A 12,368-nucleotide genomic window follows, 5' to 3' on the forward strand; every position below is an offset into this window, starting at 1 on the left:
CCCAGTCGAACTCGCCCGATCTCCGTACGCCGTCGGGCCGCGAGCTGCCCTACTGACCGACCCGCTCAAAGCACACAGCCGCTTCCAGCAGACAGAAGGGAGGGACCCGGTGAGCGACCTCGTCATGGTCATGCCCTACCGGGCGTTCGTCATCAAGGCCCGAGAGGAGGGGCACCGGATCTGCGCGGTCTGGGATCCCACCCTGCAGACGCCGGACTACCTGGCCGGCATCGCCGACCTCGCCGACGCCCTCGTGCTCGCCGACTTCGCCGATCCCGTCGCGTTCGACCGGGCCGTACGGCAGGCCGTGCGCGACTTCGGCGCCGACCTCGTCTACCACATCGGGGCCGAGGAGAGCATGCTCCCCACCTACCGCATCGCGGAGGAACTCGGCAAGGCGGTCAACCCCGCACGCTCGATCGAGCTGCTCAACGACAAGCTCCAGTTACGCCGGCTGCTCGCCGAGCACGATCTCTCGCCGGTGCGGTTCGCGCACGCGGCGCGCTGGCAGGACGTGCCCGCCCTGCTCGACGGCTTCGACCTGCCCGTGGTCGTCAAGCCGACCGAGCTGGCCGGCAGCCGGGGCGTCTACCTGCTGCGCGAGCCCGGGCAGGTCGCCGAATGGGGCGCGCTGCTCGACTCGTACGGCTACCGCGGCCCGGTCCTGGTGGAGGAGTACCTGCGCGGCCCCGAATACAGCGTGGAGTCGCTCAGCGACCACGGCCGCCACCAGGTGGTGGGCGTCACGCGCAAGGTGCTCGGCCCGCCGCCGCTGTTCGTCGAGGCCGGGCACGTGCACCCCGCGCAGGCCGGGCCCGACACGGCGGCGATGGCCGAGCTGACGATCGAGATGCTGCGGCTGACCGGCTACCAGACCGGCCCGGCCCACACCGAGATCATCTGGACCGCCGCCGGCCCCCGGATCGTCGAGTCGCAGGCGCGGCTCGGCGGCGACCAGATCCCGCGCCTGGTGCAGCTCGCCACCGGGCTCGACATCGAGCGGGCCGTCTTCGGGATCCTCGACGGCAGGCCGCCGGGCCCAGTGGAGCGCCGGGCGGTCGCCCACATCTCGTACTTCAGCCTGACCCCGGGCGAGGTCCGCGCCGTCTCCGGCGTGGAGGAGGCCAGGGCGCTCGACTATGTGGACATGCTGGAGTTCCCCTTCCGGCCGGGCGACCGGATTCCGGAGACGGTGGACTGGCGCACCCGGCACGGCTTCGTCGTCGTGACCGGGGAGACCGAGGAGCAGGCCGTCGCGCGGGCGCGGCACGTCCACTCGCTCGTACAGGTCGAAGTGGGCGAGCCCGTCGCGGCCGGGGCGGGCGTGACGTCATGAACCTGGCGGCGCTCCACCCGAACCTGCGGGTCCGCATCGCGGTCGGCTTCCTGCAGCGCCTGCTCGACTCGATGGTCATGTCGTTCATGGCCATCTACCTCGCCTTCGAGTACGGCGTGGCGGTCGCGGGCGTGCTGGTCGTGACCGTCATGGTGCTCGGCGTCGTGGGCACGCTGGCGGGCGGGCACATGTCCGACGCCCGCGGGCGTCGGCGCACGCTGCTGCTGGGCGAGACCGGCGTCTGCCTGACGTTCGCGCTCATGGCGGTGGCCGACTCGCCCGCCTGGCACAGCCCGGCGATCGTCTACTGCGGCTACCTCGTCAACAAGTTCGCCGCGAGCTTCGCCATGCCGGCGAACGACGCGATGATCCTCGACGTCACGACCCCCGAGAGCCGCAAGCTCGTCTACACGATCAACTACTGGTCCATCAACCTCGCACTGGCCTTCGGCGCGCTGCTCGGCGGCTTCCTCTACAACGGTCACTTCACACTTCTGCTGACCCTGGCCGCCTCGGGCACGGTCGCGATCGCCGCGGCCACGTACTTCCTGATCGCCGAGACCAAGCCGGAGGAGACCGAGCCGCGGGAGACCGGCGCGGCGGCCGAGCCGCGCGGGTCGATCCTGCGGGACTTCGCCTCCGGCTACCGGCTGGTGCTCCAGGACCGCGCCTTCGGCCGGCTGCTGGTGGCCGCCACCCTGTTCATGTCCATCGAGCTGCAGTTGATCAACTACATCGGCGTACGGCTGGCCAGGGACCTGCCGGCGCAGGACCTGCTGTCGATCGGCTCGTGGTCGGTCCGCGTGGACGGCGTGGAGATGCTCGGCATCCTCCGCGCGGAGAACACCGTGCTGGTCGTGGCGCTCGCGCTCGTCGCCCACCTGGTGCTGCGCCGGGTGCCCGACCGGGTCCGGATGTACGCCGGGGCGGGGCTGTTCACCGCCGGATACATGGTGCTGGCCGTCAGCGACACCGGCTGGGTCCTGCTCGTGGCCGCGCTGGTGCTCACCGTGGGTGAGCTGATGGACGTGCCGGTGCGGCAGGCGCTGCTCGCCGACATGGTCCCGGTCGCGTCCCGCACCCGCTACATGGCGGTCTACAACCTCAACATCCGGGTGGCCCTGGTCGTCGCGTCGCTGTGCATCACCATCGGCTCGGTCCTGCCTCCGTGGGGCATGGCCGCGCTGTACGGCGTCTTCGGCCTCGTGATCATCTGGCAGTACCATGCGATCCTCACCCCCTCCGCCGCCCGCGCCGAACTCGCGCGGGCGTGACCAGGGAGAGACCCGATGAACCTGACCACGCAAGTGATGGGCACCAGGCAAGAGATCGGCACGGTCCTGCGGGGCGCGGAGCTGGAGTATGAACGGCACGGCGACTGCTGGGTGAGCCGGGTGGTCGGCCCGCACATCGGCGCGCGGCACGCCGCCGTCGACGCGGTCCGCATCCCCGCGGGCCGCCAGTGGTCGCCGCCCGGCGCGGCGGCGGCCGAACAGGTCGCGGTCGTGCTGGCCGGCGCGGGCGTCGGCACCGTCGGCTACGAGATCAGCCGGATGCGCGCCGCCTCGGCGTTGTACTCGCCCATCGGCAGTACGTACTCCCTGTCGGCCGGCGACCGGGAGATGACCGTCTACATCTGGAGCGCCGTGCCGTCCGAGGGCGGCACGGCCCGCACCCGCCCGGCCCAATTCCGCTCGCTGTGGAACGGCGAGACCTGGCTGACCCCGCCTGCCGCGAACGTCCTGTTCCGGCCGGGAGCCGGCTGTGACGGGCTCTGCCTGCGCTGCGGGATCATGCAGCCGGGGGAGACGCTCGGCGTCCGACCGCACGAGGAGAACGAGGCGGTGTACTTCGTCTTCGAGGGCGAGGGGCAGTTCTACCTGCACGACCGGTGGGTGGACCTGGGGCCGGGCGACGGCGTCTTCGCGTCGCCGGGCATCCGGCAGGGCGCCCGCAACCCCTACTCGGGCCGCCTCGCCAGCCGCTTCGTCGTGTTCGGTGGTTCCGTGGCCGGAATTCCCTCATACCTGGCCGATGATTTGCCAGATTTGTAGCGCGAACGGTCGTAGCGGTAGGGAAAAATAGGGGTGGAAAATCCGCCTCGCGCAATCTGAGTGGTATCGGGTGCATCCTCGCGTTTCTCGTACCTCCATTACTTCCAGCGGTGTCCACGTGAATGACGAAGCGATATCGAAACCCTTCAAACGGTCACGGCCACGCCGGTCGAGGGCGGCGTCATGCGGCGCGTGAGCCTCGGCGGGCAGGGCCTCGTCTCCGCGAGCCTCGGGCTCGGCTGCACCGCGCTGACCGGCGCGTACGGCCCGGTCGACCCCGATGAGGCGATGCGGGTCGTCCGGCGCGCGCTCGACGGCGGCGTGTCGCTGATCGACCTGATCGACGCCGACGGCGAGGCCGAGCGCCTGGTCGGCAAGGCCGTCGCCCACCGGCGCGACGAGGCCCTGATCGCGGCCGCCCCCGGTTCGGCCCAATGGGAGGCGCGAGGCTGCGTGTCCCGTCCAGAGGACCTCGGCCGCGCCTGCGACGCGTCGCTGGCCCGCCTGGGGGTCGAGCGGATCGACCTGTTCGTGGTGGATCCCTGCGCCACCGGCGCGCCGATCGAGGAGACGATGGGCGTGGCCGGCCGTCTCCAGGACGCCGGGAAGATCGCGCACATCGGCATTCGAGGGCTGGACGGGGACCGGTTGCGGCGCGCGCACGCGGCGCGGCCCGTCGCCGCCGTCGCGGTGGAGTACTCCCTGTGGCAGCGCCGGGCGGAGCGGGAGCTGCTGCCGGTGACGCGCGAGCTGGGCATGGGCGTCATCGCCGGCAGACCGCTCGGCCGGGGCTTCCTGACCGGCCGGATCACCTCGCCGGTCCAGCTCGGTCCGGGGGACGTGCGCCGCCTGGACCCGCGTTTCTCGCCGGAGAGCCTGGAAGCCGAGCTGCTGCGGCTGCGCGACGCCCAGCGGGTGGCGGCCGAGATGGACGTCGGCATGGGACGGCTGGCCATCGCCTGGCTGCTGGCGCGGGGCGACGACATCGTGCCGGTGCCGAGCACGCGCGACCTGGTCCACCTGGAGATGAACCTCACCGCGGCCGGCATCCTGCTGCCCGAGCCGGTCAAGGCCCGCCTCGCTAGGACGTTTCCTCTGGAGGAGGGCTGAGGCTCAGGGGAACGAGCGCTGCCCCCGCATGCCGGGGGTGTTCGGGCGGGGGCGGGGCGCCGGCTGGTCGCGGCGCGGCGAGATGAGCGAGGCGGCCAGCGCCTTGTTGACCGCGTCGATCCGGGAGACCGCGCCGAGCTTGGTGAAGATGTTGTGCAGGTGCCGCTTGATCGTCGCCTCGGTGAGCGTGAGCCGGGTGGCGATCTGGTAGTTGCTCAGCGCCTGGGCGGCGAGTTCGAGGATCTCCCGCTCCCTGTCGGTCAGCACCACCTTCGACCCGCCCCCCTGCACCTGGGCGAAGGAGTCGCGCGAGACGGCGAGCACGAGGCGGTCGGGCTCGTCCCTGACGCTCCTGACGGCCGAGACCAGCTCCTGGCGGTGCACGCTCTTGAGCAGGTAGCCGCGGATGCCCGCCGCCAGCAGGCGGCTCAGCAGCTGCGGGCCGTCGTACATGCTGAGGATGATGATCTGCGACCCGGGCGAGATCTCGCGCATGCGGGCCACGGTCTGCGTGGCGTCGTCGCCGGGGATCTCGACGTCGAGGAGGACCACGTCGGGCCGCTCCCGCTCGACCAGGGCCACCGCCCCGTCGGAGTCGCCCGCCTCGCCGACGACCTCGAAGTCGTCCTGGGCCTCCAGGATCTCGCGCAGGCCCTCCCGGAACAGCGCGTGGTCGTCGATGACGGCAATACTGATCATTTTGTCCGATTCGCTCATTCTGCCCCCTCGCCTGGCGGCTCGGGGTTCGGTCGTGCCGAAGGCGCGCAACCAGGCACCCCGCGACTCGCACTGTGTTCCCTGATTCGCTCGCTGCGCTCAATCATGCGGTAAGCCCCGAGAAGGGCACGTACAGTTCGACGTGCGTGCCGTTGCCTGGCCTGCTCGTGATGGTGGTCGTCCCTCCGATGATCGCGGCGCGTTCCTGCATCGACAGCAGGCCCACCCCGTCCGACCGCCTGCCTCCTTCGGCGAAGCCCAGGCCGTCGTCGTCCACAGACGCCCGCAGCTCGTGCGGGGCGAAGTCGACCCGGATCAGCACCTTGTTGGGGCTGCCGTGGTTGAGCGCGTTCCTGGTCGCCTCACGCAGGATGAGGAAGGACTCGTCGCGCACGGTGGGAGAGGCCCACGTCTCGTCCCCGCTGACCCGCAGCCGGATGTCCACCTCGTCCATGTCCACGGTCTCGAGGTAGTACAGCAGGGCCTTCTCCAGGCTGTTGAGCGGCTCCTGCGGGTGCAGTTCGCTGGTGACCGCGCGCAGGTTCTGCATGGTCTCCAGGATGGCCTGCTGGGCCGTCTCCACCTTGGCGGTCGCCGTCGCGGGCTTGTTCGCCCGGTGCAGGTCGTACAGCTCCAGTTGCCGGTGGGCGACGCTGAGGCCGTGCCCGAGCCGGTCGTGCAGTTCGCGGGCGATCCGGCGGCGCTCCTCGACCTGGGCCTCGTGGACCTTGTCGAGCAGGAAGCTGGAGTAGCTGGCCGAGGCCTCCCTGATCCGTGTCGTGATGCTGCGCTCCAGCCCCAGCACGACCAGCGTGAGCAGCCGCATCGACTCGGCGTCGCCGGGCATGCGCTCCAGCAGGCAGGTCACGACCGCCTGGAACCACACCGACGCCGCGCGGAGCGACTCGTCCGGGTGAACCCCGCTCGCCGCCCTGGTCGCCCCCACCTCCCACGCGATGATCTTGTGGGAGTCGCCCACCCTGATGCTGCCGGCCCGCAGCGTCTCCGCGACGTCGTCGAGGATCTGCTCCGCGTTCGCCAGCGCCTGCCGCAGGGCGGTCGGGTCGCGGCTGATCGGGCTGTTCAGTGCCGCCAGGTTCCGTGCGTACGCTTCCAGAATCTCGGAGCGATGCGCTTCGAGGAAACCCTCGAAGTCCGGGACCGCCGGTCCCAGTTCTCCATCTCCCGCCAATGGACCCTCCGAGAGGAAGCGGACGAGTGCCTCCATCCTGGACTAAGCCGCACGCCCAGACAATAAGAATTGTGACACCAGCGGGAGAAGAACAGCCAAATGCACAGCGTATTGCGTCGTCATGAACGCCCGGTAGGGCAGGCGGCGGCGCGCCCGGGACCCCCGGGAAAGCGGAGTAAGAGTGACGACGACGAGCAGCGAGGCGCCGGTGAGCATGGCGGCCGGCGCCATGCCGAGCGGCACCCGCAATAGCAGCGCGACCGCGCAGAAAGCGAGCGCGACGGAGGCGGCGACCGCCGACAGCAGCAGCCTGACCGGCCATTCTCCGCGGCTCACCGCGAACGTCACGCGCCCGGCGGAGCGGTCGCCCGCGATGTCGGGCAGGTCCTTCGCCGGCGTGCCGACCAGGCCCATCCACAGCGAGGCCGCGACGGCGAACGCGGGCAGCGCGATCACCTCGTGCCCGGCGGGGCCGGTCCCGCCCGAGACGTAGCCCGCGCAGTAGGAGAGCAGGCCGGACAGGCCGCCGACCACCACCGTGGCGCTGGACCACTTCTTCAACTGGAAGGGCGGCGCCGAGTAGAGGTAGCCCAGCACGAGCACCGTCGTGACCAGCCAGATCATCGCGCCGCCGAGCAGCAGCGCGCCGATCTGGGCGGCCGCGGCGGCGGCCCAGGCGAAGACCCGGGCCAGGCCGGGGTCGAGGTCGCCGCGGGCGATCGGCCGGCGCGAGCCGTTCACGCGGTCCTCCCGCACGTCCGATACGCCGTTGAACAGGTAGACGAAGAAGATCGCGGACTGCCACACCAGGGCCCCCGCCACCAGGCGGAACGGGTCCGCGGGGGCGAGCCCGGCGCTCAGGGCCGCGCCGGCGGCGAACCGCAGGAAGAAGATGACGAGAACGGACGGGCGCGCCTCGGTCACGCACATTCCGAAGATTCGGAAAGGCGAAATCGAAATGGCTGGGAATGCTGCTCTGCTGATCGACATGACCCGGAGTATGTGTCCGATTCAGGGGGGCGTTAAGAGGGCCGCCCGGGAGGTTGTACCGGGACTACAACTTTCGATACCCCTACCGATCGTACGGGTGATGCCGGGCGCACTCTAGTTGCTTCTCCCTTGCCCCTTGACCAGGGCGCTTGTAGCTTCAGCAACGTGCCGGTCAGCGAATCACCCGCAATTAGGACGGCCTTCCGGAAGGGAGCCGACGCGATTCGCGGACAGCTTTAAGGAAAACGGTCGGTCGCGAATTCGGTGGCACGGTCGCCGATGAGAAAGGAATTCCTCATGAGCAGCTCTCCTTCCCGTTACTCGGCCTTCACCCCCGTCCGCCTGGCGGACAGGCGCTGGCCGGACCGGACGATCGAGGCCGCCCCGCGATGGCTGTCCACCGACCTGCGCGACGGCAACCAGTCGCTGGTCAACCCGATGAGCCCGGAGCGCAAGCTGGCGATGTTCGACCTGCTCGTACGGATGGGCTACAAGGAGATCGAGGTCGGGTTCCCGGTGGCGAGCCAGGACGACCACGACTTCGTCCGCATGCTCATCGAGCAGGACCGGATCCCCGACGACGTACGGATCTCGGTCCTGGTCCAGGCGCGGGACGAGCTGATCCGGCGGACCGTGGAGAGCCTGGCCGGCGCTCCCCGGGCCAACATCCACCTCTACAACGCGACGGCCCCGCTCTTCCGCCGGGTGGTCTTCGGCATGACCCGCGACGAGTGCAGGGACCTCGCCGTCGAGGGCACGCGACTGATGATGAAGTACGCCGAGGCGACCCTGGGCGACTGCGACCTGGGGTTCCAGTATTCGCCCGAGCTGTTCAACGAGACCGAGCCCGAGTTCGCGCTCGAGGTCTGCGAGGCGGTCATGGACGTGTGGCAGCCGGAGGCGGGCCGGGAGATCATCCTCAACTTCCCGACCACGGTGGAGCGGTCGCTCCCGCACGTCTTCGCCGACCAGATCGAGTGGCTCGACCGCAACCTGTCCCACCGCGAGCACGTCTGCCTGTCGATCCACCCGCACAACGACCGGGGCACCGGCGTGGCCGCCTCCGAGCTGGCGCTGCTGGCCGGCGCCCAGCGGATCGAGGGCTGCTTGTTCGGCAACGGCGAGCGGGCCGGCAACGTCTGCCTGGTCACGCTCGGCCTGAACATGTACACCCACGGTGTCGACCCCGGCATCGACTTCTCCGACATCACCGAGATCCGGCGCACTGTCGAGTACTGCAACGAGATGCAGGTCGGCCCCCGCCACCCGTACGGCGGCGACCTCGTCTACACGGCCTTCTCCGGCTCCCACCAGGACGCCATCAAGAAGGGCTTCGACGCGCTGGCCGTGGAGGCCGGCGAGGCGGGCGTCGGCGTGGACGACCTGCCGTGGCGCATGCCGTACCTGCCGATCGACCCCAAGGACGTCGGCCGCACGTACGAGGCGGTGGTGCGCATCAACAGCCAGTCGGGCAAGGGCGGCGTGGCCTACATCCTGAGCGCCTGGCACGGGCTGAACCTGCCCAAGGGCCTGCAGGTGGAGTTCGCCCGCATCGTGCAGGGCCACGCGGACGGCTCGGGCGGGGAGATCACCCCGGCCGTCGTCCGTGACCTGTTCGACGAGGAGTACCTGTCGCGGACCGAGATCACCGTCCCGCTCGGGCTCGGCGGCCGGCCGCTGCAGACCACGTTGCACGTCGACGGCGCGCGCTTCGACGTCGCCGGGCCGCGGGCGGACGCCATCCGCACCCTGGGCGCCCGGCTGGCGTTCTGGAACGTGGACGTGCAGACGGTCCACCGCACCGGCGTGGAGGCCGCGGACGGGAGCGCGGAGGACCGGGAGGTCGCGGTCTACGCCGAGTGCGTGATCGGCGGGCGGCAGGTCTGGGGGGTGGGCCTCGACCACGACGTGGTCACCGCGTCCTTCGCGGCCGTCCGCTCGGCGCTGGCCCGCGCGGGCGAAACGGACGCGGAAGGCGCGGGGGAGCGGGCCGGCGAGAGCGTTTCCGTGCCAATGACGCTGGTCGCCTGAACGCTGCTCAACACAGAAGCTTTACAAAAGTCACGGTAATTGTGAACCCGGCCGGCGCGGCCGAGGAACGAACGGAATTCGGGAGGCTCATTATGGCCCTGGTGGAGCGGGAAGAGGTGTTGGCCTCCCTTGAGGACATGCTGGCCGACGCCGTCACCGGCAGAGGAAAGATCGCTATCGTCGGCGGGCCCGTCGCGACGGGGAAGACCGCCCTGCTGAACACTCTGGTCGAGGACGCGCTCGAGCACGGCGCGCTGCCGCTGACCGCGACCTGCTCGCAGGCGGAGTCGGGACTGGCGCTGGCCGTGCTGTCGCAGATCCTGCACAACGCGCCGCTCACTCCCGACGAGGAGGAGCGCACCCGCAACCTGCTGCACGAAGGCGCCCGCTGCGCCATGTCGGCCGACCCGCTGGCCGACTACGTCGACCAGGTGGACGCCCACATCGTGCACGCCCTGTGCATGGTGTTGCTCGAACTCGCCGAGCGGCACCCGCTCATGATCGTGGTGGACGACATCCAGCACGCCGACCGCGCCTCGCAGCTCTGCCTGGCCTACCTCGCCCGCAGGCTGCGCTTCGCCCACATCCTGGCGATCTTCAGCCAGTCCGAGGAGGCGTGGAACGCCCCCACGCTGTTCCAGACCGAACTGCTGCGCCAGCCGCACTGCCGCCGTCTCCCGCTGTCGGCCCTGTCCCGCGAGGGCGTCGAGATCATGGCCGCCGACATCGTGGGCGACGACGTCGCCCGGCGGTTCGCCTCGGACTGGCACGCGGTCAGCGGCGGCAACCCGCTGCTCGTGGGCGCGCTCATCGAGGATCACCTCGCCGCGGCCGAGAGCGAACCGGAGGCGGAGCCGGACGAGATCGTCGCGGGCGACGCCTACCGGCAGGCGGTGCAGTCGTGCCTGCGTCGCGGCCACCCGCTCGCGGCCCGCGTCGCGCGGGGCCTGGCGGTCGCCAGCGACCCCGGCCACCTCGACCGGCTGCTCGACCTCGACGCCGGCACCGTCGTCCAGGCGCTCAACGCACTGCACAACGCCGGGCTGGTCGGCGCCGACCTGAACCTGCGCCACCCCCAGGCGCGCGCCGCCGTGCTCGTCGATCTGGACCGGCACGAGCGGACGGACCTGCACCGCAGGGCCGCCGAACTGGCGTACGGCCAGGGCGCCCCGGCCGCCGTGATCGCCGAGCACCTGCTGGCCGCCTCGCACAACGGGGGCCCGTGGGCCGTACCGATCCTGGAGGAGGCGGCCCGGCAGGCGCTCAGCGAGGGACGGGTCGAGCCCGCCGTCGACTACCTGCGACTGGCCGACGGCGCGTGCACCGACGACCAGCGCCGGGCCACCATCAAGACGACGCTGGTGCGGGCGGAGTGGCGGCTCAACCCGAGCGCCCCGGCGGCCCACCTCGACGAGCTCACCGACGCCATGCACCGCGGCCACCTGCGCGGCTCCGACGCGGTCGTGCTGGCCAAGGCGCTGCTGTGGCACGGCCGTTTCGACGACGCCCGCGACGTGCTCGACCACCTGGGCAGGATCGGCTCGATCATGGACGCGGAGACCGTGGCCGAGATCCGCGCCGTCCGGCCGTGGCTGCGCTGCTCCTACACGCCGTTCCTGGCGCACATCCCGAGGGTCACCGACATGAGCACGCAGGCGCCGCCGTCCGCGCCGGTCATCGGCCGGCTGGAGGCCGCCACCGCGCTCGCGTCGGTGCTGACCAAGGGCCCGCACCCGCAGACGCTGGCCGACGTCGAGCGCATCCTGCGCGGCTCCCGCCTGGACGACATGTCGATGGACGCCGTCGAGTGCGCCCTGCTCGCGCTGATCTACGGCGAGCGGCCCGACCTGGCGGCGCCCTGGTGCGACCTGTTCTTCGAGGAGGCCGCCAGCCGGCGTGCCCCCAGCAGGCAGGCCCGCCTCGCGGCGCTGCGCGCCGAGATCAGCCTGCGGCAGGGCGACCTGGAGGGCGCGGAGAGCCTCGCCCAGATGGCCGTACGGCTCATCCCGCCGACGAGCTGGGGGGTCGCGGTCGGCAGTCCGCTCTCGGTGCTGCTGACGGCGGTGACCGCGATGGGCCGGCTGGACGAGGCCGTGCAGCTGGTGAACCAGCCGGTGCCCGAGGCCATGCTCCAGACCCGATACGGCCTGCACTACCTGAACGCGCGGGGCCGCTATCACCTGGCGACGGGCGACCTCGGCATGGCGCTGCGCGACTTCCAGACCTGTGGCGAGCTGATGGGCTCCTGGAGCCTCGACTCGCCCGGACTGGTCTCCTGGCGGACGGGCGCGGCCGAGGCGCTGATCGGCATGGGCCGCGCGGAGCGGGCCCGGCCGCTGCTGGACGAGCACGTCGCCCGCTGCGCCCCCGGCCCGGTGCGCGCCCGCGGGACCGGCCTGCGGCTGACGGCCGCCGCGAGCGAGCCCCGGCAGCGTCCCCCGCTGCTGCGCCGCGCCGCCGACATGCTCCAGGCGAGCGGCGACCAGTACGAGCTGGCACGGGCCCTGGTCGACCTGGCCGACGCCTACCAGGCGGTGGGAGAGCTGCGCCGCGCCCGTACGGTCGCCAGGCAGGCCCAGCGGATCGCGGAGGAGTGCGAGGCCGTCCCGCTGGTCAACGCGCTCACCCAGGGCGGTCAGGGGCAGCCGGCCGAGCCGCCGCGCACGGAGAGCGGCCCGGGGACGCTGAGCGAAGCCGAGCGCCGGGTGGCCTCGCTCGCCGCGGTCGGATACACCAACCGCGAGATCGCCGACAAGCTGTACATCACGGTCAGCACGGTCGAGCAGCACCTGACCAGGATCTACCGCAAGCTCAACGTCACCCGCCGTTCCGACCTGCCCGCCAGCCTCGAATTCAGCACCTCTGCCTGAGACGGTTCCCTGACCCGCCGGCCGGCCGGACCCCCCCGGCCGGCCATTCCCCTGACTGGAAGGTGAAC

At 71.3% G+C, this 12,368-nt stretch carries 9 protein-coding genes; 6 read left to right on the forward strand and 3 right to left on the reverse strand.

Features of this window, described 5'->3' with window-relative positions; all coding sequences use genetic code 11:
* Positions 1-109 precede the first annotated feature (109 nt).
* The 4 genes from ACQEVJ_RS01540 (at position 110) to ACQEVJ_RS01555 (ending at position 4,500) form a co-directional block, all read left to right on the forward strand.
* On the forward strand, positions 110-1,336 hold the full coding sequence (locus tag ACQEVJ_RS01540; protein ID WP_433096365.1) for an ATP-grasp domain-containing protein: 1,227 nt from the start codon (positions 110-112) through the stop codon (positions 1,334-1,336).
* On the forward strand, positions 1,333-2,610 hold the full coding sequence (locus tag ACQEVJ_RS01545; protein WP_433096367.1) for an MFS transporter: 1,278 nt from the start codon (positions 1,333-1,335) through the stop codon (positions 2,608-2,610). Before ACQEVJ_RS01540 ends, ACQEVJ_RS01545 begins: the two co-directional genes overlap by 4 nt.
* Positions 2,611-2,625: 15 nt before the next feature.
* The gene (locus ACQEVJ_RS01550) at positions 2,626-3,390 is read left to right on the forward strand and encodes a cupin domain-containing protein (protein ID WP_433096369.1); all 765 of its coding nucleotides are present in this window, start codon (positions 2,626-2,628) and stop codon (positions 3,388-3,390) included.
* 183 nt (positions 3,391-3,573) lie between these two features.
* Positions 3,574-4,500, forward strand: a complete 927-nt coding sequence (locus ACQEVJ_RS01555) for an aldo/keto reductase (protein ID WP_433096371.1) — start codon at positions 3,574-3,576, stop codon at positions 4,498-4,500.
* A gap of 3 nt (positions 4,501-4,503) precedes the next feature.
* Here the strand turns inward: ACQEVJ_RS01555 and ACQEVJ_RS01560 are convergent, their stop codons facing one another.
* The 3 genes from ACQEVJ_RS01560 to ACQEVJ_RS01570 all read right to left on the reverse strand — a co-directional run bounded on the left by ACQEVJ_RS01560 (position 4,504) and on the right by ACQEVJ_RS01570 (position 7,333).
* A complete protein-coding gene (locus ACQEVJ_RS01560) occupies positions 4,504-5,217 on the reverse strand; it encodes a response regulator transcription factor (protein ID WP_433096373.1) in 714 nt (237 codons plus the stop codon).
* 103 nt (positions 5,218-5,320) lie between these two features.
* Positions 5,321-6,409 carry a sensor histidine kinase gene (locus ACQEVJ_RS01565; protein WP_433096375.1) on the reverse strand — a complete coding sequence of 363 codons (1,089 nt, stop codon included), beginning with the start codon at positions 6,407-6,409 and terminating at the stop codon, positions 5,321-5,323.
* A 42-nt stretch (positions 6,410-6,451) separates the two neighbouring features.
* Positions 6,452-7,333, reverse strand: coding sequence for a UbiA family prenyltransferase (locus ACQEVJ_RS01570; protein WP_433096377.1), 882 nt, complete (start codon positions 7,331-7,333; stop codon positions 6,452-6,454).
* A 363-nt stretch (positions 7,334-7,696) separates the two neighbouring features.
* Here ACQEVJ_RS01570 and leuA point away from each other — a divergent pair, with 363 nt between their 5' ends.
* On the forward strand, positions 7,697-9,430 hold the full coding sequence (gene leuA, locus ACQEVJ_RS01575; RefSeq protein ID WP_433096379.1) for a 2-isopropylmalate synthase: 1,734 nt from the start codon (positions 7,697-7,699) through the stop codon (positions 9,428-9,430).
* A 92-nt stretch (positions 9,431-9,522) separates the two neighbouring features.
* Positions 9,523-12,300, forward strand: a complete 2,778-nt coding sequence (locus ACQEVJ_RS01580; RefSeq protein WP_433096381.1) for a helix-turn-helix transcriptional regulator — start codon at positions 9,523-9,525, stop codon at positions 12,298-12,300.
* Positions 12,301-12,368 lie beyond the last annotated feature (68 nt).

Source organism: Microbispora sp. CA-102843 (assembly GCF_050936215.1).
Classification (GTDB): domain Bacteria; phylum Actinomycetota; class Actinomycetes; order Streptosporangiales; family Streptosporangiaceae; genus Microbispora.

Excerpts from the sequence above, each read along its gene's own strand:
- ACQEVJ_RS01550 (WP_433096369.1), top strand. The coding sequence starts at position 2,626 with ATGAACCTGACCACGCAAGTGATGGGCACCAGGCAAGAGATCGGCACG.
- ACQEVJ_RS01580 (WP_433096381.1), top strand. The coding sequence starts at position 9,523 with ATGGCCCTGGTGGAGCGGGAAGAGGTGTTGGCCTCCCTTGAGGACATG.
- ACQEVJ_RS01560 (WP_433096373.1), bottom strand. The coding sequence starts at position 5,217 with ATGAGCGAATCGGACAAAATGATCAGTATTGCCGTCATCGACGACCAC.
- ACQEVJ_RS01545 (WP_433096367.1), top strand. The coding sequence starts at position 1,333 with ATGAACCTGGCGGCGCTCCACCCGAACCTGCGGGTCCGCATCGCGGTC.
- leuA (WP_433096379.1), top strand. The coding sequence starts at position 7,697 with ATGAGCAGCTCTCCTTCCCGTTACTCGGCCTTCACCCCCGTCCGCCTG.
- ACQEVJ_RS01555 (WP_433096371.1), top strand. The coding sequence starts at position 3,574 with ATGCGGCGCGTGAGCCTCGGCGGGCAGGGCCTCGTCTCCGCGAGCCTC.